This window comes from Lactobacillus sp. WILCCON 0149, from assembly GCF_057197965.1.
Map to the genome: position 1 here is coordinate 2,291,415 of NZ_JBUBHO010000001.1, position 24,718 is coordinate 2,316,132.

Annotated in this window: 26 protein-coding genes and 2 tRNA genes; 5 read left to right on the forward strand and 23 right to left on the reverse strand. The window is 47.3% G+C overall.

The genetic code is table 11. The features are described from left to right. Positions 1-72 precede the first annotated feature (72 nt). The 6 genes from ACYVUV_RS10710 to ACYVUV_RS10735 form a co-directional block, all read right to left on the reverse strand. On the reverse strand, positions 73-1,320 hold the full coding sequence (locus ACYVUV_RS10710; RefSeq protein WP_439775041.1) for an ATP-binding protein: 1,248 nt from the start codon (positions 1,318-1,320) through the stop codon (positions 73-75). Positions 1,321-1,561: 241 nt separating this feature from the next. Beyond that, positions 1,562-1,981 (reverse strand): hypothetical protein, encoded by a 420-nt coding sequence (locus ACYVUV_RS10715; RefSeq protein ID WP_439775040.1) that lies wholly within the window; start codon positions 1,979-1,981, stop codon positions 1,562-1,564. A gap of 9 nt (positions 1,982-1,990) precedes the next feature. Next, positions 1,991-2,338: a hypothetical protein gene (locus ACYVUV_RS10720; protein WP_412136719.1), complete on the reverse strand. Its 348-nt coding sequence runs from the start codon at positions 2,336-2,338 to the stop codon at positions 1,991-1,993. A 1-nt stretch (position 2,339) separates the two neighbouring features. Continuing rightward, a complete protein-coding gene (locus tag ACYVUV_RS10725; RefSeq protein ID WP_439775039.1) occupies positions 2,340-2,726 on the reverse strand; it encodes a hypothetical protein in 387 nt (128 codons plus the stop codon). Positions 2,727-2,869: 143 nt separating this feature from the next. Beyond that, positions 2,870-3,208 carry a hypothetical protein gene (locus ACYVUV_RS10730; protein WP_439775038.1) on the reverse strand — a complete coding sequence of 113 codons (339 nt, stop codon included), beginning with the start codon at positions 3,206-3,208 and terminating at the stop codon, positions 2,870-2,872. A 1-nt stretch (position 3,209) separates the two neighbouring features. Further along, positions 3,210-3,596: a hypothetical protein gene (locus ACYVUV_RS10735; protein WP_439775037.1), complete on the reverse strand. Its 387-nt coding sequence runs from the start codon at positions 3,594-3,596 to the stop codon at positions 3,210-3,212. Positions 3,597-3,769: 173 nt separating this feature from the next. On the opposite strand from ACYVUV_RS10735, the gene ACYVUV_RS10740 reads away from it, so the two are divergent. Further along, complete coding sequence (locus ACYVUV_RS10740; protein WP_439775036.1) at positions 3,770-4,768, forward strand: AAA family ATPase; 999 nt, start codon at positions 3,770-3,772, stop codon at positions 4,766-4,768. A gap of 113 nt (positions 4,769-4,881) precedes the next feature. On the opposite strand, the gene ACYVUV_RS10745 is transcribed toward ACYVUV_RS10740, so the two are convergent. The 11 genes from ACYVUV_RS10745 to ACYVUV_RS10795 all read right to left on the reverse strand — a co-directional run bounded on the left by ACYVUV_RS10745 (position 4,882) and on the right by ACYVUV_RS10795 (position 15,722). Then, complete coding sequence (locus ACYVUV_RS10745) at positions 4,882-5,649, reverse strand: ABC transporter permease (RefSeq protein ID WP_404540362.1); 768 nt, start codon at positions 5,647-5,649, stop codon at positions 4,882-4,884. After that, positions 5,646-6,284, reverse strand: a complete 639-nt coding sequence (locus ACYVUV_RS10750; protein ID WP_484499345.1) for an ABC transporter ATP-binding protein — start codon at positions 6,282-6,284, stop codon at positions 5,646-5,648. The genes ACYVUV_RS10745 and ACYVUV_RS10750 overlap by 4 nt, the downstream gene beginning before the upstream one ends. A 134-nt stretch (positions 6,285-6,418) precedes the next feature. Further along, positions 6,419-6,491, reverse strand: a tRNA-Thr gene (locus tag ACYVUV_RS10755). Between the two features lie 83 nt (positions 6,492-6,574). Next, positions 6,575-8,149: an ATP-binding cassette domain-containing protein gene (locus tag ACYVUV_RS10760; RefSeq protein WP_439775034.1), complete on the reverse strand. Its 1,575-nt coding sequence runs from the start codon at positions 8,147-8,149 to the stop codon at positions 6,575-6,577. After that, complete coding sequence (locus ACYVUV_RS10765) at positions 8,139-9,719, reverse strand: ATP-binding cassette domain-containing protein (RefSeq protein ID WP_439775033.1); 1,581 nt, start codon at positions 9,717-9,719, stop codon at positions 8,139-8,141. The genes ACYVUV_RS10760 and ACYVUV_RS10765 overlap by 11 nt, the downstream gene beginning before the upstream one ends. Positions 9,720-9,730: 11 nt before the next feature. Further along, a complete protein-coding gene (locus tag ACYVUV_RS10770; protein ID WP_439775032.1) occupies positions 9,731-10,711 on the reverse strand; it encodes a ThiF family adenylyltransferase in 981 nt (326 codons plus the stop codon). A 238-nt stretch (positions 10,712-10,949) separates the two neighbouring features. Beyond that, complete coding sequence (locus tag ACYVUV_RS10775; RefSeq protein ID WP_439775031.1) at positions 10,950-11,111, reverse strand: hypothetical protein; 162 nt, start codon at positions 11,109-11,111, stop codon at positions 10,950-10,952. A 19-nt stretch (positions 11,112-11,130) separates the two neighbouring features. Further along, positions 11,131-13,632: a class III lanthionine synthetase LanKC gene (lanKC, locus tag ACYVUV_RS10780; RefSeq protein WP_484499346.1), complete on the reverse strand. Its 2,502-nt coding sequence runs from the start codon at positions 13,630-13,632 to the stop codon at positions 11,131-11,133. A gap of 6 nt (positions 13,633-13,638) precedes the next feature. Beyond that, positions 13,639-15,348 carry an ABC transporter ATP-binding protein gene (locus ACYVUV_RS10785; RefSeq protein ID WP_484499347.1) on the reverse strand — a complete coding sequence of 570 codons (1,710 nt, stop codon included), beginning with the start codon at positions 15,346-15,348 and terminating at the stop codon, positions 13,639-13,641. Positions 15,349-15,351: 3 nt separating this feature from the next. Beyond that, positions 15,352-15,510: a hypothetical protein gene (locus ACYVUV_RS10790; RefSeq protein WP_439775028.1), complete on the reverse strand. Its 159-nt coding sequence runs from the start codon at positions 15,508-15,510 to the stop codon at positions 15,352-15,354. 47 nt (positions 15,511-15,557) lie between these two features. Further along, a complete protein-coding gene (locus tag ACYVUV_RS10795) occupies positions 15,558-15,722 on the reverse strand; it encodes a hypothetical protein (protein WP_439775027.1) in 165 nt (54 codons plus the stop codon). Between the two features lie 183 nt (positions 15,723-15,905). Between ACYVUV_RS10795 and ACYVUV_RS10800 the strand changes: the two genes are divergently transcribed. Next, positions 15,906-17,210, forward strand: coding sequence for an autolysis-associated sensor histidine kinase (locus ACYVUV_RS10800; RefSeq protein WP_484499348.1), 1,305 nt, complete (start codon positions 15,906-15,908; stop codon positions 17,208-17,210). 4 nt (positions 17,211-17,214) lie between these two features. After that, on the forward strand, positions 17,215-17,997 hold the full coding sequence (locus tag ACYVUV_RS10805) for an autolysis-associated response regulator transcription factor (protein WP_484499349.1): 783 nt from the start codon (positions 17,215-17,217) through the stop codon (positions 17,995-17,997). 22 nt (positions 17,998-18,019) lie between these two features. On the opposite strand, the gene ACYVUV_RS10810 is transcribed toward ACYVUV_RS10805, so the two are convergent. After that, a tRNA-Thr gene (locus ACYVUV_RS10810) sits at positions 18,020-18,092 on the reverse strand. Positions 18,093-18,275: 183 nt separating this feature from the next. Here ACYVUV_RS10810 and ACYVUV_RS10815 point away from each other — a divergent pair. Next, on the forward strand, positions 18,276-19,667 hold the full coding sequence (locus ACYVUV_RS10815) for an ISNCY family transposase (RefSeq protein ID WP_484499230.1): 1,392 nt from the start codon (positions 18,276-18,278) through the stop codon (positions 19,665-19,667). A 100-nt stretch (positions 19,668-19,767) separates the two neighbouring features. On the opposite strand, the gene ACYVUV_RS10820 is transcribed toward ACYVUV_RS10815, so the two are convergent. Then, positions 19,768-19,992 carry a hypothetical protein gene (locus ACYVUV_RS10820; RefSeq protein WP_003616378.1) on the reverse strand — a complete coding sequence of 75 codons (225 nt, stop codon included), beginning with the start codon at positions 19,990-19,992 and terminating at the stop codon, positions 19,768-19,770. Between the two features lie 147 nt (positions 19,993-20,139). Here ACYVUV_RS10820 and ACYVUV_RS10825 point away from each other — a divergent pair, with 147 nt between their 5' ends. After that, positions 20,140-21,297, forward strand: a complete 1,158-nt coding sequence (locus ACYVUV_RS10825) for a DUF2974 domain-containing protein (protein WP_484499350.1) — start codon at positions 20,140-20,142, stop codon at positions 21,295-21,297. A 41-nt stretch (positions 21,298-21,338) separates the two neighbouring features. Here ACYVUV_RS10825 and ACYVUV_RS10830 read toward each other — a convergent pair whose 3' ends face one another. The 4 genes from ACYVUV_RS10830 to rplI form a co-directional block, all read right to left on the reverse strand. Then, positions 21,339-21,698, reverse strand: coding sequence for a hypothetical protein (locus ACYVUV_RS10830; protein ID WP_484499351.1), 360 nt, complete (start codon positions 21,696-21,698; stop codon positions 21,339-21,341). A 102-nt stretch (positions 21,699-21,800) separates the two neighbouring features. Continuing rightward, the gene (locus tag ACYVUV_RS10835; protein WP_439775022.1) at positions 21,801-22,586 is read right to left on the reverse strand and encodes a PBECR4 domain-containing protein; all 786 of its coding nucleotides are present in this window, start codon (positions 22,584-22,586) and stop codon (positions 21,801-21,803) included. A 265-nt stretch (positions 22,587-22,851) separates the two neighbouring features. Next, a complete protein-coding gene (gene dnaB / locus ACYVUV_RS10840) occupies positions 22,852-24,222 on the reverse strand; it encodes a replicative DNA helicase (RefSeq protein ID WP_439775021.1) in 1,371 nt (456 codons plus the stop codon). 23 nt (positions 24,223-24,245) lie between these two features. After that, complete coding sequence (rplI, locus tag ACYVUV_RS10845) at positions 24,246-24,701, reverse strand: 50S ribosomal protein L9 (RefSeq protein WP_003612605.1); 456 nt, start codon at positions 24,699-24,701, stop codon at positions 24,246-24,248. Positions 24,702-24,718: the final 17 nt, after the last annotated feature.

Here is a 24,718-nt window from a genome sequence, read left to right on the forward strand (position 1 = left end):
GCGAATTAATTTTAGAAACAAACAAAGCTCTAATTGCCACAGAGGCAGTTAGAGCTTTTTTTATGATGAAAATTAGCGGTAATACTTAGTCCCCCGACCAGCGCCAACCTTAGTCAGCAAATGCCGGTCAGTCAGCTTGCGCAAAAGGCGGCTCAAACGGCTGCTGTTGATCCCAGTCATGTCAGCCAGCTCTTTTTTGGCAAGGGGCTGGTTAGGCTCCAGACTTTGCAAAATTAGTTCTTCATCTGGGCTAAGCTGCATATTTTGCTGAGCCAACGGCAAGATGACCCGTACTGACTGGCCACTGACCTTAAAGCGTGGCTGCATGGGCAGTTGGTCATAAGCTTGCTGAATTCTTCTGATTCCTGTTCCGAACAGCTCGATGTAATTCAAGCGATAAAAAACGTTGGCAATAATTGGATTGCGCGGAACGGAGACATAGCCGTCCAGATATTCTTCTTCATTGATACCGAAGGGCAGACCACCTGGCGAAGTCAATTCAATCCTGTCCTCAAACATAGCTATCTGGATGTTAGCCGGCACGTCCCAAGCCCGATGAACCAAGGCATTAGCTACTGCTTCCCGGAAGGCGGTCATCGGAATCAGCCACTTGACCTGCCGCTGGCTGCCCTCGATCACTTCATACTCATAGTATTTTTGAAATTCTTTGATTGCCTCATGATACTGAGTCAAAAGGGAGCAGTGTTTAATCGTGCGGCGATCCATGATTTCATTGATGCTTTTACCAAACCGAATCATGTCGATGCCGGGAAAAGTATTCTCATCTGCCAGCAATTCAGCAGCATGGTTATAGCCGCGCCGGTCAGAATAGAGATTCAGGCTTTTGAGAATATCCTTGGTAACCGCCTCAATACCAACCTTTTCTTGCAACTCCCGCGTCAGCTGCTCAAATGACAACGAATCAGCACTACTGGTTTGCTCGTCAAAACTCTGATTTGTCCCTTGCAAGGTTAGGCGGTTTAATTCTCCCCTGGAAACTTCAATTGATGAAGTATCATTTCTTTTATATGCCTTGCCACGATACAAGTATGGTTTATCCAAACCCTCTTTTACTTCTAAAACAACAGTTTTTTCCGGGGTAACCTGCAAAGTATAGTTGGGTTTTGGACTAATGCTGTCATTGATTTTGTTTTCAACATCCAGACAGGTCTTTTCCGGATCATCAAGGCCTACTACTTCACCCGCGTCATTAATGCCAAAGACGATCTGTCCAGTTCCGTAATTAGAGTAAGCACTGACCGTCTTCAAGAATGTATTTGTTACCTTCTCCTTGTACTCCATCGTCCGTGTTTCTTTCATCCATATCACCCCAATCGTAGCACTTTAAACGACACTTTTTCTCTTAATCATATCATTCATTTTAGCACGATTTCCGTTAATCGTCGCACTTCGATTGCATCGATTTCGCTAATCATCGCGCTTTGATTGCATCGATTATGGCTAATCGTCGCGCTTCGATTGCATCGATTATGGTTAATCGCAGCATATTGAGTTAATTTTGCCGGCTATTTACACAAGTTTTTAGACAGAAAACTAAAAGTCATGGCTTCGGAAGTAACTGTTCCATCACATCCGACCACATTTTCATGTCCTCGTGAGGACAAGCTAGCAAAACTGTCAAGGCAGGAAATTCTGTCTTTAAATACTGTATAGCTTGAACGCAACGTTTGAGAAAGAGCAAATTCATGATCTCTGAATAACAATTAAGATCCAGCTCAACAACTAAATTTGTACATTCCGGCTGAACTTCAACCAAATTTCTCAGTTTCAGCAAACTTTCTGTCTGCAACATTTTTGAAGCAGAAAGCTTCCTTTGACAAACCGGATAATCAAACAGACAGTACACAGAACCTAACTCTAAAACATCAGACACAGTTTCGCTAGACACCAAACGAAGTGGTTTAGCCGGCATCGGCAGCCGGTCTAAATGTATTGTAAGCAAAGAGTATGACTTCTTCACTGATGCCTCCTAAAAGTCAAAGGCAATGCCGGTATTGCACTTAATCGCCAGATTAGCAAATTCCAGCATCTTCTCATAAACTGGACGGACCGTATCATTCATCGGCCGCTTCATCCGGTCAAGCAACCACTCTCGAAATTTCACGCACTTGTCGGGCTCGAAGAAATCAAAATCCCCCCAGTCAAACATGGCATCAAACTTATCCCACATCTCAGTCAAGAAGCCATCGTCTTCCAAAGCCTGGGCAGTCTTCTCATCAAAGTAGTACTCAGCCGCTGGCTGACCATCGACATAATGGATTTTGTACGCTTCGTCATACTTTAATGCACGATCATCTAACGCAACTAACAACCACATGTTACATCTCTCCTCTCTTTTTAATTTTAAAGTGAGTCTCTTTTAAGTTCCTAGATGGCGTACCATCTAATTTACAAAACATTTCTACTTTTTTGTCAAAAATACGCAAGTAGCCGGCAACCTTATCGCATTTGATTTTATATCTGGTACCCTCGAAATCAAATTTCACTCCACCCTCTGTATGAAATGACCTCTTTGGATCTCCTTTAGGTACAAAACGATCTACAACCTCATTAATATTTACCTTGTTCTTAACCCAATCTTGGTTCCATTCCTTTTCCCGATCTTTGCTCCTGATATACCGGCCGCGATCAATATCATTTTGCGGCACGGTAACATTGACGTAATACTCAGAAGCTTCAGAATACGTCGATTTTGAATCACTCATTATGTTGCTCCTCTATGACACTTATCTAACCCTTAAACATCAGACGCGGTTTCGCTAGACACCAAACGAAGTGGTTTAGCCGGCATCGGCAGCCGGTCTAAATGTATCGTAAGCAAAGAGTATGACTTCTTCACTGATGCCTCCTAAAAGTTAAAAGCAATCCCGGTATTGCATTTAATTGCCAAATTAGCATACTCCAGCATTTTTTCGTACACTGGACGAACCGTATCGTTCATTGGCCGCTTCATCCGGTCAAGCAACCATTCACGAAATTTCACACACTTGTCGGGCTCAAAGAAGTCGTAATCCCCCCAGTCAAACAAGGCATCGAACTTATGCCACATCTCAGTTAAGAAGCCATCATCTTCCAAAGCTTGAGCCGTCTTCTCATCAAAGTAATACTCAACTGATGGCTCGCCATCAACATAATGCACCTTGTAGTACTTCAGAGCCCGGTCATCCAACGCAACTTGTAATCTCATTCTACATTTCCTCTCTCTTAATAATTTTAAAGTGTGTTACCTTTAAATCATCTGATGGTGTTCCGTCTAATTTACAAAACATTCCTACTTTTTTGTCAAAAATGCGCAAGTAGCCGGCAACCTTATCGCATTTGATTTTATATCTGGTACCCTCGAAATCAAATTTCACTCCACCCTCTGTATGAAATGACCTATTTGGATCTCCTTTAGGCACAAAGCGATCTACAACCTCATTAACATTGACCTTGTTCTTAAGCCAATCCTGGTTCCACTTCTTTTCCCGATCCTTGCTTCTGAGATACCTATCCCGATCAATATCATTTTGCGGCACGGTAACATTGACATAATACTCAGAAGCTTCTGAATAAGTCGACTTTGAATCGCTCATTATGCTACTCCTCTATGACACTTATCTACCCTTGCCATCCTACTTCATATTTTACTCTAGTCATGACTTGGTACACCGTCTTTAAGTATTCCAGCCTCCTTGTCCCAAAATAGTGTTTTTTGTCCCGCCTGCGATATAATAGGTTCAGCAAGCAAAGACGAGAGGCGGTACACATGAAGAAGAAGGACATAGTCGATCTAATCAAATATCACGAAGAATGCAATGATTATGCCTTTACCGAAAAAGCTCAGCAAATCGCCGATGACTTTCGGAAATTAGGAGATGAAGAACTCGGCAACTACATAGATACTTTAGTCGCCAAAGCCAATATTTTTGTGCCGCAAACTTCTTCTCTGACTTTCCTAGAAGAAGTTCCATCAACTCCAGTTGGCCAGCTGCCCTTACCGGAAAAAGTTGCTGACAAGCTTGAATGGATCGTTAACGCGGTCTACAACAGTATGAACGTGAACAAGTTCCTTTTTAAAGGCCAGCCAGGTACTGGAAAAAATTCGTCTGCCAAAACAATCTCCAAGATCCTTAACCGCAAGTTGCTAAAAGTTGACTGCCAATCCTTAATCAGCGAAAAAACTGGCCAAATTCCAAGAAATCTCGCTCAAGCCTTTTATGAGATCAACAACTATCCCTACCCTAACCAGATAATCGTTCTTTTAGAGGGAATCGATGCAATTGCTTCAGACCAGGACGCTTTTCTAAAAGGACTCGATAACCTGCTGCCCGGATTTACTATAATTGCCACGGCAAACTCGATTGAGTCCTTCAAGCTGCCATTGAGCTTGCATTTTAAGTTAATTGTCAATTTTGACCAGTACAGCCAGGAAGACTTGACCGAAGTAGCTGTCGCGATAATGAATAACGTTTACCAAGAGTACCAGGGTCTGGCGAAAAATATCCGGCTGTTTAAGAAGATAATTGCTTTATACGGAGACAGGATCCCCCTCCCTGGTGACTTGAAAAAGATGGTTGAAACTGCCGTAACCTTCAGCAACATCCAAGCAGATCCAGCTAAATACCTGCAAAATATCTACCAAAGTGTAACCGGCCACTCACCAGAACTTCACGATCTGCAAAAAGAAAATTTCACTATCCGGGAAATGGCAATTCTGACTGGCATGTCCAAAAGCACCGTTGGCCGGAAGCTAAGGCACGACTAATTTTTTTAAACAAATAGCTACATTAACTCACTCTGTGTGATGTGAGTTAATGTAGCTTTTCTTCTCTATAATATTTCTTACTGAATGCGCGTCAAGTCATGCACTCATCGCTCCTACTCCTCTTCCCGCAGCTGGCTCCGCTTGTTGAAGTAATTGCGGTAGGACAGGTAGCCCGCGATCACGGCGCCCAGGCCAGTCGCTGACAAAAGCATGAAAGTGACCATAATCTGGTACTTGATTGCGTAAACTGGGTCCACGCCGGCAAAAATCAACCCTGACATCATCCCCGGCAGGCTGACCAGCCCCACCGTCTTAGCCGAGTCGATCGTCGGCTGCATGGCAGTCTTGATGCTCCGCCGCAGGATGGTCATACTGGCCGTCTTCACGTCAGCCCCGAGGGCAATTTTTTCCAAAACCTGCTGGCGCTGGTCATGGAAACCCGTGGCTAAAGCCTTATAGCACAGGCCCATCGCCACCATCTCATTGCCGGCGATCATCCCCGTAATCGGAATGATCTGCATCGGCTTCAACTTCACCGTCTGAGTCAGCAGCAGCACGCCTAGGGTGATGTAAGTCCCGATCAAAAGAGCCACGATTGACTGCCAGAGCTGGCGGTTCGGGTTGGGATCCCGCTTGTTAGCGTTCCAGGCCGCGTTAAAAATGATAAACAGGGTCATCAAGAGGGTCAAAATGGCATTGTTGACCTGCATGATGAACTTCAAGACGTAGCCGACGATGACCAGCTGGACGATAGCCCGGCCCACGCTATAAAAAATGTCCTTGGTCAAGCCCAGCTTTTCCTTCCAGGAAATCGCCACGGACACCAGGACCAGGGCAAAAGACAAGATTAATGACAGATCGCTGACAGCCATTGATTTCATTTGAGCACTCCTCCTTTTTCCATGTGCAGGAGCTGCTTGGAAGCGGCCAGCTCCTCTTGGTCGTGGGTCACCTGCACGATCGTGGTCCCCTCCTGGTGTACCCGGGCGATCAGCTGGTGGACGATCTGCTTGCTCTCTTCATCCAGCCCTGTCGTCACCTCGTCCAACAGGAGAACCTCCGGCCGGAAAAGCAGGTTGCGGATTAAAGCCACCCGCTGCTTCTCCCCGCCAGACTGGGTGGTAATCTTTTTGTCCAGATAGTCAGCTGGCAGATCCACCTGCTGCAAGGCAACCTTAGCCCGCTTTTCATCAAAGTCCTGCTTGCGGATGGCAAAAGGCAGGGCCAGGTTGTCCTTAACCGTTTCGTCGAACAAGGTTGGCTGCTGGAAGCAGTAGGACACCTGCCGGCGGTACTGGACCAGGTCCAGGTTATCAAGATTTTGCCCCTGGTAAAAAATCTCCCCCTTATTAGGCGAGATCAAGCCCGCGATCAGCTTCAAAGTCGTGCTTTTCCCGCTGCCTGACGGCCCGGTCAAGGTGAGGTAGTCCCCCTCCTCCACCGCAAAGGAGACGTCTTGCAGGATTTTCTGGTCACCAGCCTGGTAGGACACCTGCTTGAGTTCAATGAGTGCCATTTTCTTCCTCCTAATTTCTGTAATTTTCATACTACATTTACATTATAGTCCAAAGCGGATGAAACATTTTTTATAAAAGCTTGAAGGATTTTAGGCAAGAAAAAACCGCCACCCTGCAGGTGACGGTTAAAATATGCTGACTAGAGGATTCGAACCTCCGACCCCTTCATTACTAGTGAAGTGCTCTGCCAACTGAGCTAAGTCAGCGACTCTTGTGCCTTAACACAGTTATTAATTAAACCATAAAAACGTGTCCTTGACAAGAGCTTTCGCGAAAAAAGTTGATTTTTTTAGGCGGGCAGTTTAATTTCCCGGTCAAACAGGTCCCGCTCTTCCTTAGTCAGATTGTGCGCGACCAAAACCACCGTCTGCTTGGATTGAAGCAATTTGTCTAGGATTTTCCGGCCAGCTGCTTGGTCGATCGCGCTGGTCCCTTCATCAATCAAGAGAAGCTGGCTGTCATGAACTTCCGCGCGGGCCATCACCACTTTCTGCTTCTGTCCGCCAGACAAATTGTCCCCCGCCAAGTCAACTGGCGTTTTCAGGCCTTGAGGCCAACTATCAACTGCCTCAGCCAGCTGGGCATCGGCCGCGCTGGCCTCTGCCTTTGACTCAAGATCTGGATCAAACATAGTGATGTTATTCATAACGCTACTTGGCAATAAAATTGCCTCCTGTGGCAAGTAGCCGATTTTAGTCCGGTCAGGCGTCACCCTTTTCCCAGCCTGGTCAAAAAAGCTGATCTGGCCGCCGCTGGCGACTGCTTCCCCTACCAGAAGCTTAAACAGCGTCGACTTACCAGTCCCGTTGGCCCCGGTCAAAAGTACTTTTTCACCCGGCTTGACTTGGATGTCTGGATACTTGATTTCATGTCCATTGGCAAAAGTCAGCCGAAGATCCTTTACAGAGAAGGCTGCTGGCGCTGTCCCCTTTTCTTCTGCTTGAGCCAGTGGCTGCCGCAAGTCCAGAATCTTTTCCTGCAAGCCGCGGCTGGCAACCAGCTGTCCCCGGTAATTGGCAATGTTCATCAAAGAGCCAAACAGGTACAAGCTGAAGTCATTTACCGAGGCAATCAAGCCGAATTCGAGCTGCCCGCGCGCTACCAGATAAGCAGTCAGCAGGAAAATCAGCGTGTTCCCCAAAGAATAAATAGCTTGATTAAGGTATTCCAGTTCCTGGTCAACTTTCTGCTGCTTCACATAAGCAGACTCTAATTCACGGGCGTCAGCGTGAATACTGCTTAAGAATTTTTCCCCGACCGCGTAGCGGCGCAAAGTATCAATGCCATTGAGCCAGTCTGCTAGGGTCTGCAAATATTTCCGGTTGCTGGCCGAAATTTTGTCAGTAGCTTTTTGCAGCGGCTCATCAAGCACGCGCGGCAAGTACATCTGCAAGACGCTTACGACAATAACCAGTAAGAGCAGGCTCCAGCGGAAAGATGCCAGAGAACCGGCAACCAGGGCCAGCAAGACGGCCGAATGAACGATACCGCCAATAGAATCAGCGTACTGTTCCTTCAGCATTTCCAAGTCATTAGTCAATTCATTTTGCAGATTTTCCTTTGTCCCAGCCGCTTCAGCATAAGCGTGGGCAAGAACCTCCTGCCGGATCTGATGAAAATACTTTTCAAGGTGAAGTTCCCAGAAATAATCGGTCACTTGGTCAAGCAGGCTGCCGAGCAGGAGCAAGCAGAGCTGCAGAGCTGCAAACAGCAGAAACTGCTGAAAATGCCGGTCTTTTATCGCGCTGAACTCCCAGGTCAAGGCAAAAGCCGCCCATGCCGTCAGCAAAGCCGTCGATGCCCGGGCCAACAATAATGCCGGAAAGCGGCCGGGATTTAGCCGAAACAAATCTTTAATTTGCAAAATCTTCCCCTTCTTTCAGATTGATCACTTGATCAAATCGCTCCCGCTCTTCGAGCGGTAAATTATGCCCAACAAAAATCAAAGTCTGCTTCCGGGCCAGCAGAAGTGGCAAAATTTTCTGCCGGCTGGCCTGGTCAAGCGCACTCAACGGTTCATCCATCAAAGATACTTTTTTATGGCGCAAGAGTCCGCGGGCCAGGAAAATCTTCTGCTTCTGCCCGCCGGACAGGTCTGCCTGCCGGGGACCGACTTCACGGCCGAGGTCAGCTGCCTTGGGAAAGTCCCGGTCTAAGCCAACCTTTTGCAGTACCTCCGCCAATTCACTTTGCTTTTTGCCATCATACATGGTGATATTGTCAGCGACCGTTCCTGGAAAAATCCAGCCAGCCTGCGGCAGATATTCAAAAGACCGGGCCGGATTTGGGATTTCCTTTCCTTCAGAATCCAAATATGTCAACTGGCCTTTGCTGGGTTTAATTTGGCCAAGCAGGAGTTTGAGCAAGCTGCTTTTCCCGCAGCCACTCGGCCCGGTAAGCAAGACCTTCTCCCCTGCCTTGATCGTAAAATCAGGATATTTGATCACTTGCCCGCCCAAGTTCGCTTCTATTCCCCGGCCGACAATCGTTTGGGGATCTTCAGTCTTCGTGGTCGCTTGAACTTGCAAATGCTGGAGCATGTTTTCATTCAGCTTAGTCGTTGATTTTGCTGAAATATACGCCGAAAAAGCTTCTTGCAGGGAACTGAAAACGCCATTGGCTAAATAACCAGCAGCGATGATTGCCCCGAAAGCCACCTGGCCTCTAAAGTACAGTATTCCCGCCAGAAAAGGGACTCCCACGATCCCGATATTGTCGACTATTTCTTGCGTGAATTCCGCGACTGACAGGCAAGCTTGCCGCTTGATCCGGGCGTCCTCCAATTTTTGGCTTTCCTCACCAAGCTGCCGGCACAGTACCTTTTTTAAAGAAAAACGCCGCAGTTCCTCAATCGCTGCCAGCCACTGGTCCAGTGCCTGCAGATACTTTTGATTGCGGTTAACCACGGCTTCAGTTGCCGCGCTGCTTTTTTCTTCAAAGAGCTTCGGCACAAAAAGAGCCACAATAGCGATTGCCCAAGCACAAAGAACCAGTTGCCAATTAAAGGAAAGAATTGCCACACTGACAAAAAAGGCGTAGAGCACATTGTTGACGAAATAATAGATGCTTTGCCAATAATCTTGGTTGATCACCTGCAAATTATTGACCAAGTCATTCTGCAGATCAGCTGTCGGCCACTGATCATTGCTGCCATAGTAGGCCTGCAGCAAATTTTGCCGGTAGCTGTCGCTCGCTGCTTGACTCTGCTGGCTGAACAAGTAGTTGTTTACCGCCAAAAGCAGGTTGCCAAACAAATCCAAAGCTAATTTAAGCAGGGCTAGGCCGAAAAGCCAAGTAAATTTTCCACCAATCAAGCTGTTCAGCTGCGGGCTGATCAAGTACAGACTGTAGGCTGACACAGCTTGAAACAAAACGCTCAGCGCCAGCAATACGGCTGCCCGCGGCCGATTAGCTTTCAGCCACAATTTTAGCAATTTACTCCTCCTTATCCCGCTACAGAAACATTAATCTTCAAGATTGTCCATCCATCAAAATCTATCTGAATAGCATCTTTCGGAATTCGAATTCCAGTTAGAAACATAATTGCGTAGTAACTAGCCATGCCCGCTGCCATTGCTGTTACAGATGAAATTGCAGCCATTGGAAAACTGTTGTCAATTATGCAGTCTTTTGTAATCTGTTCCTTACCTAAAAATTCACTGTAATCTCTTGTTACACCTGGAATTTTAGGATACACATTTGCTGCAGTTGAAGCGTAGCTGCTAAATATCACAGCTTTTTTAGTCTTATTAGCAACTTCATCAAACCAGCTGTCTAATTCTGCTGGTTGATCCATCGAATTTACAATCAGATCAGTTTCAGCATCAATATTCGCTTCGATATCATCCGTACCTGTAATCTTACAATGTACAGTCTCCACATTAACAGTGCTGTCTATCTTCTTTAAGTAATCTGAACATGCCAGTATCTTAGCTTTATTTACATCGCTTTCCACATAAGCAGTTTGTCTCGTGAGATTTGATTCTTCCACTGTATCAAAATCAACCAGTTTTATGTCCTTTACTCCTGCTCTAACCAGGTATTCAGCCATTGCAGATCCAATCCCGCCAACTCCAAACACAGCTACTTTTGCTTTCTGCAATTTTTCTTGGTATATATTTGGATCAACATTGTCCGACGTGTCCATCCATTCAAAGAAGCTGATATTTCTGGAATATTTTGAGTTATCGCTATACGAATTAGTAGTAATTAAGCCTAAAGACCGAAATTTCTCAATTATATTGATCAGTTCTTGATCTGAAATCTTCAAGTCTTTTCTGTCCAGTTCCCCGTTTAAGTATTTAATGACTTTTTCATTCAATTCGGTATCCGGCACTTTTCTGATTAATCCTTTATTCCCGATACCAAATACAATTTGATCTCCATTGATCAGAGGTTGTAAGGTCCTTTTTATACGTAAATCCATGCTTTCTCCTCCATATACAAAAAGCGCCAAACACAATTAGTGCTTGACGCCTCAAAACTAAGCTATCTTGTACCACAGCCCTTACGCCAACCGATTCTATCACTGTTGCTAAATTCAACGCTCATTTTTCACATCTCCTTTCTAATGATTTTATTCACTGCTATTTATGTTGATATTCTAACGCCCTAAAATGAGAAAGTCAATAATTTTTAATAAAAAAATAATCTTGTTTCATTCACTACTTAAACAGCTTGAAAAGAAGCTCACCGATCCCAAAATTGCTGACGTCATGCCCCGTGCAAAGAATGCTGAGACTGCTGGCAGGCGTAATCTCTTTACGGGACAGTCGCTTAGCATTTCTTTCAACCATTTTTTCAAAATTCAAAATTACATTGTCCATGCTTCTGTCTCCTTGCCTGTCAAAGCGGCAACCAGCTGAACTCATCGCCTTGCCGCAGATCTTTCAGCAGGGTCAACAATCCCGCGCTCCCGGTTGAAAAGTCCAAGCTCAGCTTGTAGCCATATTTTCCAGGCGCCAAAATTTCGTCATTGCCCGCGACCAAATACTGGTTCAAAGCAGCTAAAGCGTAATCCAGCAGCGCATAGTCACCATCGCCAGCCAGACTCTTGGCCAGCGGAAGCACGCCGCTATAACCCGATACCAGCGTCTCCATGTAGGTGCAATAGGTCAAACAAGACTTTTTCAGCTTATCAAACAAGAGCTGATATCTCTGCTTAAAAGCCGGATCCTCCCTCATGAATTTATGCATCAGCAGGGCCAGGCCGAAGTTCCCGTTTTCCAAATATGGAAGCAGCCTTGCAAAGCCGCGCGATTGATCGCTAATGGTCAAAGTCTCTGCTTCTTCAGCATGGTCCCGCAAAATCCACGAAACGATTTCTTCCGCCGTTTCTTTTTGCCCTAATTGCCAAAAAAGCCAGCTCACGCCGCCCCAGCCTGTCAGCAGGCCAACATCCTCATCCGCGAAATTGGCAAAATCCACCTGCTCCCATCTGCCGGCCAGCTCTTCCGCGATTTTTTTACTTACTTCCGGGTCCTCTTCCAGCAAGGCCAGGGCAATCCCGGTCAAGCCCGTGGCCAGCGAATTATCCGCCATATTCAGATCAACTTTTTGTCGCAGGATTTGCCTCATCTGCTTAGCCAAGTCCGGAAAATCCCGCTTTTCCAAGACACTTGCCAAACCAGCTGTGCCGTTGAACAAGCCAATTGCCGCAGACTCTTCCGCAATCTTGATTATCTTCCCTTGATTTCTTGCTACCCAAGCCTGCAGGTCCGTGTTCTGGCCAACTGCCCATAAAATGCCCGCGGCGCCATGAGCTAAGTTCAACAGCTCCATAGGATCAGCATTTTCCTCATATAAATTTGGCACTAATCCTACCTGATCAAAGCGCGAATGCCGCAGGATCCCCCTAGTTAAGCCTTCTTTAAAAAAGTCCACGGTCTGCCGGCTCAGATCTTTCTCTGGAATAGTCAGGGGCTTTTCCAGAAAAATTGGTACGGACGCCTGCACGTTTCCAGCAATTTTCCGTAAAAATTGGACTACATCCTGGCCAAAATAGCCCCCAATCCATTTTTCCTGCTTGGCAATTATATCCGGCGCCAAATCAGCAACTGGAATGACCGGCAGGAAAAGATAGTAGGCAATCCGCGCCAAGGCAAAATCGTCAGCTTCCGCGTAAGTCTTGGCCGCCCGAGAAACAAAGCCAACCGTCGTCAGACCCGGGACATACTTTTCCCTAGCCTTGCCCGCGTTTTCAAGGTCAATCAGGCGGACGTCCCCATCTTCTGTAACCAGGATATTGCTTAAGGACAGGTCGCCAACGGCGAGACCACGGGCGTGAATCTGCTTTAGCAGCTCCTTCAGCTGCTCTAAAATTTTGCTCGCCTTGGCCTTATAGCGGGCCTTTTTTTCAAGATCCCCAACGACAAAAGGAAATTCCGTGGCCAGAAGCTCTTCCAGGCTTTGCCCGGCAATATATTCCTCGGCCAAAAAGTGGTGCCGCCATGAGGTAAAATCGGCCAGATAATTCACCACGCCTGGCAGGTCCGCCAACTGCCGCAAGATTTCAGCTTCATTTTCAACTCTGACAAAGCCATCCTTCAGATTGGCATCCAGGCCTGCTTGCCGGCGCCCTTCCTTTAAGACTACTTTTTTCCCCTCATGCAAGGCCAAATACACCCCGCCAGCATTGCTGAAGTGCAGGGCTTCTTTGACTTGATACTCCTCTAAAGGGGCGAAAGCTGCCTGCTTTGGAAAAGCATTTTTGCCAAAAATTGGCAGGTCTTTGACAAAATCAGGTTTCTGGTAATAAGGCAGCCGCCGGTCTTCTACTTTGTTTCCAGCCGGGTCATATATTGCCGGCACCCGCTCGCCAGCCGTGTTGGCCAGATAAAGCGGCTTAAAACCACCGTAACGGAAATAAACATTGCTTTCCCGCCAGTTTTGATCGCTCAAAATATATGGTCCTAGAGCAAAAGTTTCCGTCAGCTTTTGCAATTCTGCCAGCAGGTAAGCAAATTCCTCCTCGCCGCGCGGGTAAACCGTGATAAACTTCCCGCTTTCGCCGCGGTCAGCGTACTTGGAATTAGATTCAACGTATTGCTCCAGGCTGCTTTGAAACTTGAAAGAAACTTTCTGCTTGATCAGCCACGGCGCTACTGCATCCAGCATCCCCTGGGCCTGCTTAACCGTGGCACTCAAGTGAATCTTCCAGCCCTGAACCGGCAATTCATCTGGTTCATACAGGACGTAATGCCAATTGGCGGTCTTTTTCTCCAGCCAGGCCGCGTCCGGCCGGTCTTTAAGCGTAAAAAAGTGCTCTTCCTCCCCTTTTTGCCGGGTGTAAAAGAGGCTGCCTCTGTTCCGGGCCGCCTCCAAATACTTTATCTGCTCCTCCAACATGCCTGCCTACCTCTTTTCCTTGAGCTGCTGTTCATGAACATAACGGCGGTAGTCGGGAACTTTTTCCAGCAGTTCCTCATGACTGCCGCTGGCAACAACTGTTTTATTCTTGATGAAATAGATCCGGTCGCTGTTGGCGATCGTGGCCAGCCGGTGCGCGATCGTGATCTGGCCGCAGTTCTTGGTCCGCTTCAATTGGTCCAAGGCGGTCATGATGATTTTTTCAGTATCCGCGTCTAAATTCGACGTTGCCTCATCCAAAATCAAAAATTTAAAGTCGCGCAGGCAGGCCCGGGCAATCTGCAGCCTCTGCCTTTGCCCGCCTGACAGCTGCTTTCCGCTCTCTCCCAGCAGACTGTCTAACCCTTTCGGCAATTTTTTCGCGTATTCCTCCAAACGCACCAGGGCCAAAGCATCCCAAAGCTCCTGATCCGTCACTTTTCTGTTTAAGCCCAAAGTCAAATTATCACGGATGCTCCCCGAGATAATCGTGTTTTCCTGCAGCACGACGCTGAAAAAGCCCCGCCATTGCTCCAGGGAAAAATCCGTGCTTGCCTGGCCGTTTAAGCTGATTCGGCCCGCGTTGACCGGATACAAGCGCGTGATGACGTTGGCCAAGGTGGTCTTTCCAGCCCCCGTCGCGCCAACCAGGGCGATTTTTTCACCGCTTCTGATTTCCAAATCGACCTTCTCCAAGACTGGCAGCTCCTGGTAGGCAAAACTGACCTGGTCAAGCTTGAGCAGGCTGCCGCCTCGCGCGACTGCCCGCTGCTCCTTGCCAGCCGTTTCTTCAGCAGCTTCATTAATGATTTCACTGATCTTGCGCGTGGCGCCCAGCATTTGCTTTCTGTCAGAATAAAAAAGCGCGACATTGTTGATCGGGCCGATGATTTGAAAAAAGTACATCATAAAGGCCCCCAGGGTCCCAGTTGACAGAGAACCGCTTTTTACCCTCAGTGTCCCATAAAGAACGACGGCCATAATTAGGCAAAAAGACAGCAGCGACTGCAAGGGCCCAATCACCGCCGCGATTCGGTCGCTTTTAAGGGACAGGCTGTAGAGCTTGTTGATCTCCCTGGTATTTTTGGCAAAAACGTCTTCTTCCGCCTTATTTAATTTAACGGTCTTGATCTGCTTGATGCTCTCACTGGTGACCCCGGTCAAAGACGCCAGGCTGCTTTGGGTTTGGTCAGCGATCACTTCGCTGATTTTTCCTAAAGGAATGGTCACCAGTCCGTCAATAGGAAAGACCAGCAGCATAAGCAGGGGCAGCTTCCAGTCTAAAGAGAAGGTGATAAGCATCGTGCCCAAGATGGTCAAGCAGCCCGTAACCACCGCCGGGATCGTTTCGGTCAAAAAGCTTCTCAGCACGTTGACATCGTTGATGATCCGGCTGGTCAAGTTGCCACTGATCTGCTGATCAAAATATTTCTGCGGCAGGCGCAGGACCTGCTTTTGGAGACGCAGGCGCAACTGGCGGACTTGGCGGTCGCCTTCACTGCTGATCAAGTAGTCGCTTATAGTGCTGACCAGAAGATTGCCAATAAGGATCGCCCCGCCCAGCAGCAAGACTTTTTTAGAAAGGCCTGACCAAGCAAATTGCTTAAGGTTGATAAAATGACGAACCAGCAGGGGCAGATACAAATTCAGCAAACTGGCAATTATGCTCAGCAGGATGCCCCAGAGCAAGCGCAGCGTGATCTTTAGCAGCTTCATGGCTTAACGGATTTTAAACGAAAAGTGGCTGTGGCTGTTTGGGCACATGATGCTGATGTGGCTGTAGGAATTGTGCCAATTCCAATGCTTGCTTCTTGGCTGCTCCAATTCCTTGAAAGCCTGGTTCAGTTCTTTTTCGATCATCAATATATAATTTCCCATCAGTACTTACTCCCTTAAGATCTCTAATCTCTGTCCTAATTCAATCATTAAGGCCAAATATTGATATGGATCTGATCACACAGAATACTAATATTGCTATGACTGCCACCTCTTGTGCTTCGCCGCTTTTTAGCCCGAAGACTTGTAGCAATTCCTTGTAAATTCAATGCTGGATTATTTTCTGTTTGAAAATTTTGAGTATCTGTATTCATAGTTATTTCCTCCCTTAAGATCTATGCCTCCTGTTATATGCCTTTCCAGCCTCCCGCGTAAAAATAATTTTTGAGCGTCGAATTTTTAGCCTTGAGCGTTGCCAGCGTTGAACTTTGCCAGACGCTGCTTTAAGATAAATAACAACCGTTCTGTAACACGTGTATTTTCAAGGAAATGAAAAAATGATCAACAGCCTGTTCAACAATCTAGCTTTCAACCCTTACCTTTTCTCAGTCCTTCTAGCCTTTACCCTTGCCCGCCTAAAAAGGTCTGACCTGCTCCTTTATCCTCTCCTGCTGCTCCCGGTACTCTTTGGCTACCAATATGTCCTGGCGGCAATCATTGCCGTGCAATTAATCTCTCAGCTTTTCGCGCGCGGGCAAGGTAAAATCCTGAGCAGACTCTTCTTTTATTATTTGGTCTTGATCCTTTACCCCATCCTGGGTGAGCTCTTCGGCTGGATCGTCCAGCTGCTCTTCTACTTTTTTACTCACCACCTGCTTGATCACGTGGCTATCAACTTAGTTTGCTTCCTTCCGGAAATCTTGATCTGCCTGCTCTTTTACTTTTTGAAAAAGCACTTCGCCCTAAATCTGGAAAAAACTGCTGCTGACGTCAAAGGCAATCCCAAGTTTTTAAACTTGCTGGTTTGGATCATTTGGTCCTTCCTGCTGGTCACCTACGCGATTTGGGTCATGCTTGAGGTATTCAATATCGCCCCCTTGGTGGAACTGGGCTTGATGACTATCGTGCTTTTGCTGATCACGGTCCTCTTTTTCAATCTCTACCAGGCGATTCAAGAGAACCAGGAAATTATGGCCACGCGGGTTCAAAAAGCGGAAATCCAGCAGATCCAGGAATATTCCTCCCGCTTGGAAGAGGCGAATATCTCCCTGCGCAAGGCGCGGCATGATTACAAAAACAGCCTCCTGGCACTAAACGGCTACCTGCTGACCGACGATGTCGCCGGGGCCAGCAAGTACCTTGAAGAACTGGTCGCAGGCAGCAACCGCCTGCAAGAAGCGGCCAACTCAATGACTTTGGAACTAGCCAATCTGCAGATCAAGGAACTGAAATACTTGATCATCGACAAGCTGCAGCAGGCCCAAGACCAAGGCATCAAGACCAGGGTTGAAATCAACAAGCCAATTGCCTCTTTGCCCGTGAATATCGTGAACATCATCCGCTGCGTTGGCATTTTTTTGGACAACGCGATTGAAGCCTGCCAATCACAGACAGACGGACAGATCAGCGTCCTGCTGACCAAATACTCGGGCAACAATTACTCCTTGATCGTGCAAAATACGATTTCCCAGCCAGTTAATCTTGCCCAAGTTCTGAAGCCAAGGGTAACGAGCAAGCAGGACCATGATGGCCTGGGACTTGATAATGTCAACGAAATAGTCAACAGTGACCCTTATTTGTCCTTGGAAATTGAACAAAGTGCCAGTGAGATTTCATTTGAACTAGTTATTCAGAAGGGATAGAAAAATGCTAGCTATCATCATTTTGGAAGACAATACCGCTGAACGTGAAATCATTCAGCAAATGATTGAAAACAGAATCCAGATCAACCCGACGCCTGCTGCTTATGATGCCCGTGTCGTCTTGAGTACCGGTGATCCTCACAGCGTATTGGCTTATATCGCGGAGCATCAAGACCTGAACTACCTGGCTTTTTTGGATATTGACCTGAAGACCAGTCTGGACGGCATTGAAGTCGCCAGCCGGATCAAAAATATCGGTATTTTAAGCCAAATCGTCTTTGTTACTGCCGACGCGACGGCCTTGCGGCTAACCATTGAGCGGCACGTTGAGCCATTGGACTATATCACCAAAGACGCGGCTCCCGCGCAAATCCAGCACAGAATCTATGAAACAGTTGATACCGCGTATAAGCGCTACCGGCTGACCATGACTTCGGCAAAGCAGACAAGCTATTTTACCTACAGCAAGATCCGCAATTTCGTTGAAAAGATTCCACTTGCCGACCTCTATTACATCAGTATTCAGCCGAAGAAGTACAAGACCTTGCGGGTTTATGCAAAAAATAAGGTCTTCGATTGCCTGGGCACCCTCAAGGATTATGAAAAAAGGTATCCAAGCTTGGTCCCAGCTGACCGGCAAAGCTTGATAAACCTGGATGCAGTGCAAAATTACGATGAAAAAAAGGGCATCGCCTATTTTGATCAAGGCATTGCCCATTCCGTTGCCGTCCGTCGCCGGCGGTCTGTCATGTTGAAACTGAATGCAACAAAAAATGACCTTGCTTAAACAAGGTCATTTTCTTTATATATGCTGACTAGAGGATTCGAACCTCCGACCCCTTCATTACTAGTGAAGTGCTCTGCCAACTGAGCTAAGTCAGCGACTCTTGTGCCTTAACACAGTTATTAATTAAACCATAAAAACGTGTCCTTGACAAGAGCTTTTACCAAAAAAATTGAAATTATTGTGTTTAACAAGTGATAATGTCTTAAGTGTTAACAGAGAAAAATGTCCCAAAGAGGAAAATGTCTGGCATAATCTCCATATATCGGAGGTTACGGACAATGAAGAAAGTTAGGTTAACTATGAAGTACGAAGAACAATACAGAATCATCAAAGAACTGGTTGATCACGGCGGAAACAAGAAGAGAGCTGCCCTTATCTTGGGGATCTCAGTTAGACAGCTGAACAGAAGGATCAACCAATATCGAAGCAAAGGAAAAGCGGCCTTTGTTCATGGGAACGCCGGCCGCTTACCTGTTAATTGTCTCACCACAGAAATTAACAACCAAATTGTAACCCTATATCGCACCAAATATCAAGACTGCAACTTGACTCACTTCGTTGAGCTACTTGATGAAATTGAGCACATCTCTGTTTCTTACACCAAGGTCTATAACCTGCTTAAGGACAATTACATCCTTTCGCCAAAGCCTTGGAGGCAAACTAAGCGGAAAATGGCCAAAAAGAAGTGGTACCGGGATCACCCAAAGCAGGCAACCAAAGTTTCCGAAGAGGTTATCGACCACCAGGTAGCCTTAGAAGACGCACACCCTCGTCACGAGCGCTGTAAGTACTTCGGTGAGGAAATTCAAATGGATGCCTCTTCCCTGCTCTGGTTTGGCGATAAGAAGGCTCACCTGCACCTAGCCATAGACAACGCCACAGGCAACCTGGTCGGCGCCTACTTCGACTGGCAGGAGACTCTGAATGCATACTATCACGTCTACGAGCAGATTCTGGTGGATTACGGTATCCCTCTTAGATTCAAGACCGATAATCGGACTGTTTTCAACTACGAGACGGCTAAGACCAAGGCAGAGCACAAAGATGTACTTACGCAATTCGGTTATGCCTGCAAGACTCTCGGAACAGACATCGTAACCACTAGCGTCTCACAGGCCAAAGGCATGGTAGAACGGGCGAATCAGACCGTACAGAGCCGTTTAAAGCCCGAACTGAGGCTCCACAACATAACAACAATCGAAGGTGCCAACAAGTATCTCCGGGAGGTTTTTGTACCAAAATTCAACGAGAAGTTTGGGCAGGATGTACGCAAATTTGAGTCAGCTTTCGCCGACAGCCCTAATGGCGAGAAGATCAACTACACGCTGGCAGTACTGTCTCCACGTACGTTTGACAGCGGCTCGGCTATCTCCTACAAGAATCACTATTATCAAGCCACAGATGCCTCAAACAAGCTTATTTGCTTTGCCAAAGGCACTAAATGCCTGGTTATCCAAGCGTTAGATGGCCAGTTATTGGTCACCGTTGACGAAAAAGTGTACGCCTTGACCGAGATTCCGAAGAATGCCAAGGTCTCTCCAGATCTTGATTTCGAGACCAAGAAGAAGAAACCGCGGAAAAAGTATATTCCACCGATGTCCCATCCTTGGAAGCGTGCTTCGTTCATTGAGCAGCAGAAAAAAGCGCACAGATATCACAGATTCACATAAAAATAGCGGGGAAAATTCCCCGCTAATAATTTAAATTTTACGGGACATTATCCCAAGTTATTGACAGAGCTTTTACCAAAAAAATTGAAATTATCTGTTTTTAACCGTGAATCGGGGCAAAGAAGTAGAAGATTACCGCCAAAATCACCAAGTACGCTACTTGTACGCCGGCCGCGAGCTTAAGTGTCTTTTCCATCCCCTGCATGGCCGGATCCTGCCGTTGGCTGTACAAGTACACCAGTGGCAGCCAGCCCCAAAATGGCAGGACAAAGCTCAAGACCGTGAGCAAGGTCAGCCAGATTGACTTAACTGTTACAACTTTCATTCGTCTCATCTCCTTTTCATTCTATGCCGTAATCATACACCTTTAAAGCTTTTTTGTAAATAAAGAATTACATCAAATCAATAAAAAGCCTTCCCTGCCCCGCTTTTTGCGCAATAATGTACAATGTTAGCTAAGGAGGTTTTTGCGATGGCATCAACATTAGACTATCTGCGCTGGCGCGGCGATCTGGATTTTCAGACCTGTCCCTTCAACAGCCTGGATGCTTCCTTAATGGCATCCCTGGCCTACCTTCCCTTTGACGGCAGCACGGTTGGCCACAGCTTAGGTGAGGTCTGCCAGTCCGTCTACCAGCGAGAGGGCCATGACTGGCAGGGCTTGGACAAAACTGAACTCCTGCTCTTGCCCAAGTCTCCCCGCCTGGCTGACTTGACCGTCCTGGACTGGGTCAACAAGATGGAGATTGAGCCTGAACCCATCCAGTTCAACGCTGGCGCCTTCCGCCTGGACGACCGGACCATCCTGGTCGCCTACCGGGGCACCGACCAGTCCATGATCGGCTGGAGCGAGGACATGGTCATGAATTATACACCAGAAATTACCGGACAGAAGCTGGCCGCTAAGTATCTCAACCAGATCGGTCAGGCCTACCCAAATGACCGGATCTATATCACCGGCCACTCCAAGGGGGGCAACTACGCCCACTACGCCCTGGCCTTTGCTGACCCGCAGATTCAAGCCCGGGTCATCAAGTCCTACAGTTTTGACGGGCCTGGCTACCGGCACCAGATTTACGGGACCAGCGGCTTTCAAGACAATATCAAAAAGATGAAGACCTACATCCCGGAAAGCTCCATTGTCGGCTGCATGCTGGACCATACTGAGCGCGTCTTGGTCGTCAAGTGCACCCAGCCAGCCCTCAACCAGCACGACCCAAGAACCTGGAGCGTTGGCCGAGACAGCTATGTTTTGGCGCAAGAGGGCCTCACGGCTACCGCCCGGGTGATCCGCCACTCCCTGATCGCCTTCAACCACCAGATTCCCGCGGAAAAAAGAGGGCAGATGTGGTCCGCCCTTTTTGAGGCTTTTGGCAGCCTGGACATCACCAAGATCAAGCAGATCAGCGGTTTTACCGGCACCTACCGCTTTGGCCGGGCATACTTTGCCATGGATCCGGAAATGCGGACTATCTTCCGGCAGATTTTTAACAACATCATTGAAACGACCCGGCAGAGCCTTACCCTGCCCTTCAACAGAAGCGAGGATCCCTACAAGGACCGGCCTAATTTCAATGACTCAAAGAAAGGGCCAATCTTCTTTGAGGCCTACGACATCAAGCAAGAATAACAAAAAGCGCGAATCAGCAACGATTCGCGCTTTTTTGCTGGCTAAAGCAAATTGAAAGATACTGGATAGACCTTTGGAACAAAGTACATGCCGATCCAACGTACAATATACTTGACTGATCCTTCATCCGCGATTAGCGGCGAGATTCTGGCAAATTCCTTTTGAAAGTCCTGGGTTGTCCGCTTCATCGCATCTTCGGCTGAAAAGACCATATCAACCGTCTTCTTCACTAGCTTATCCTCTACCGTAGGATCATCAACCCCCATTTCCAGTAAAAACAAGCTTAGAGAAACGGGGCTTTCAATACTGTCATTCCGCGACAAAGCCATTTCTTGCATGGCCTCAACCAACATCTTGGTTATAGCCGCGTGATTTTCCTCCGTGATCATGCCGTTATACATTGCATGCTCCTCCTTATATGAAAATTTGCTCTATTTTATCAAACAAAAGTACATAAAAGCAACGCAAATAGGACTCCTCTGCTTTCATCTATCCGGTCTTCGCTAGATTCCCTTCCGACGTCTAGCTAAACTATTCCGGTTTTCTTCTTGAAATTCCTTTTCGGCTTGTTGGGCGATTGCAACCATCAACTCAGTTGTTTTAGACAAATCTATTTCCACATTATGGTTTGTAGAAATAACATTAGTGCGTACCCCTCTATCGGTCTTTTCAGAGTTATATACCATAACACAATCTTTTTCCCTAACATGACTGTACTTTTCTTTAGCCCGTTCAGAAGCAAGGCTCAGCAGACTTCTAGGTGAGTACAGATTAACTTGAAAATCCTTCAATGCGAGCATGAGATCCCGGTCCTCTGTCCTCAGTGCTCGATTGAAGTTGATCGTCTTTGCTTGTCCAACTTTGCTCAAGTCAGTAATAATCAAGGTATCTGCATCTGTAATTTTCTCTAGCTTATCCAGTACTGCCAACTTTTCAAATGTATAACCATAGTTTTCGAGACATAGTGGTCGCCTTGGCGTATAACCCTTTTTGAATCGCTTAAAAACTTGACTAGCTGAAATATTCAAATATTTTAGTCCAAGTAAATGCTCAAAATTCTCTTTTTTAAAGCGAACTGGAAGAATTGAAATGCCTCTATCGTCTTTAAAAGCATAGTTTACCCTCATATTCTTTCCAGAAATAGCATCATAGAATTTTACTGCCTTTTGAATAGATTTAGAATATCTATTCAATAAATCTATTTCTTTCTTGTTAGGAAGATGATAGTTTCGAGGAATATCTAAATCTCTGATGTCACCATAATAGCTATTAAACTTAAAGTTTTCCATCTTAAATCCTCTGTGCTAAAATAAATGTAGGTTAACAAATGAGGCAAATCTGACTTCTAATTAACTGCTATCTAAGCAGGATGGGCCGCCCGATACCCGACGCTATGCCGATGTCAAAATGGCGAATTTAACCACTCAGCAGGTAAAACCTGGTCATGCTAAGGCGGCATGAATTTCCTCCCCCTTCAACACGGAGGGTTTTCTTTTTATTTTTGCAAGTTTAAAAAAGAAGTGCGTTTTTTGCGCACTTCTTTTTCTTTTCCCCCTACCCCTGGGCCTCATGGCCTGGGTCCAGGTTGGAGAAGCGGTTGTAAGGCTTGGAGAACATCAGCTTGGCTGATCCCCGCCGGCCTGACCGGTTTTTTTCAATAATAACTTCAACTTCAACGTTTTCCGGATCGTCCTTCGGTTCCTCACCGTCGTCATCCTCATCCCGGTAGTAGTCGTCCCGGTAGAGGAAGCCAACGATGTCGGCGTCCTGTTCGATTGACCCGGATTCCCGCAAGTCTGATAAAATTGGCCGCTTGTCCTGCCGCTGCTCAACTGACCGCGACAACTGCGACAGGGAAATTACCGGCACGTGCAATTCCTTGGCCATCTTCTTGAGCTGGCGGGAGATCGCGGAAACTTCCTGCTGGCGGGACTCAGTCTTTGGCCCTTCAATCAGCTGCAGGTAGTCGATCACGACCAAGCCCAGGTCGCCCCGCTCCTTTTGCAAGGCCAGGCACTCGGCCCGGATTTCGCTGATCTTTATCCCCGGCGTGTCATCGATATAAATCGGAGCATGCCGCAAGACATTCCCCGCCATTTCCAGCTGTTTCCATTCCTTTTGGTCCAGGATCCCCGTTCTGAGGTGCTGGGAGTCGATCAGGCCCGTTGAGGCCAGCATCCGCTGCACCAGCTGCTCACCAGACATTTCCAGGGAGAAGACCGCTACCGGCTTTTTCTCAGTAACGCCCACATTCTTGGCGATGTTCATGGCAAAAGAGGTCTTCCCGACACCCGGCCGGGCCGCCAAAATGATCAATTCGTCATCATGCAGCCCCGTCGTCATCTCGTCCAGGTAGGCAAACCCCGTCCGTAGACCCGTAACCGCGTCCTGGTTCTGAGCATTATTTGAAATCTGCTCCAAGGCCCCGGCAACCAGGTCCTCAATCTGGTGAAAACCCCCGCTCCCCTTTTCATTGGAGACGTTCATGATCTCATTTTCAGCATTGCTGAGGATCTCATCCACGCTGTCAGACCCTTGAATGGCACTGGAGATGATCTTCTGGCTGGCGTTGATCAGGTTGCGCAGCTGGGCCTTCTGGTGAACGATGCGGGCATAGTCCTTGGCGTGAAAGGCAGTTGGCGTTGCCAGCAAAAGCTCTGACACGTAGGCCATGTCGCCCAGTTCTTCCAATTGTCCCCGCCGCTTGAGCTCCTCTTGCAGGGTAACCAGGTCGATTGACCTGCTCTCGTCATAGAGGGCCAAAAGGGCGCTGTAGACCAGGCGGTTGGCATGTTCATAAAAATCAGTCGGCTCTAAGACCGAGCTGACTTCGTTGATGACTTCGGGATCAATGAAAATCGCCCCTAAAACGGCTTTTTCAGCAGCAGAATCATGCGGGATCTGCTGCGTGACAAGATTATCCATCAATCACGGCTTCTTTCAGCTTCTTAATTTTCTTGGGTAACGTGGACCCGGACCTTTGATTCAACACCCTTGAAGAGCTTGACTGGCACGTTGGTGTAGCCCAGAACCTTGATTGGTTCCCGAAGTTCCAGCTTGTGCTTGTCCAGCTTGATGCCGAACTGCTTGTCCAGGCCTTCGATGATCTTCTTGCTGGAGATTGAACCGAAGAGGCGGGAGTCGCTGCCGGCCTTGGACTTCAGTTCAACTACAGTTTCATCAGCTTCCAGCTGCTTCTTGATCTCTTGGGCAGCTGCCTTTTGTGCTTCGTATTCAGCCTTTTCGTTGGCTTCCACCCGCTTCAGGGTGTTCAGGTTGCCCTTGTTGGCTTCCTTGGCCAGGCCCCGCTTGATCAGGTAGTTTTGCGCGTAGCCGTCCGGCACGTCCTTGACCTGGCCCCGCTTGCCTCTGCCCTTAACGTCTTGCATAAAAATAACTTTCATCTTTCATAGCTCCTTTT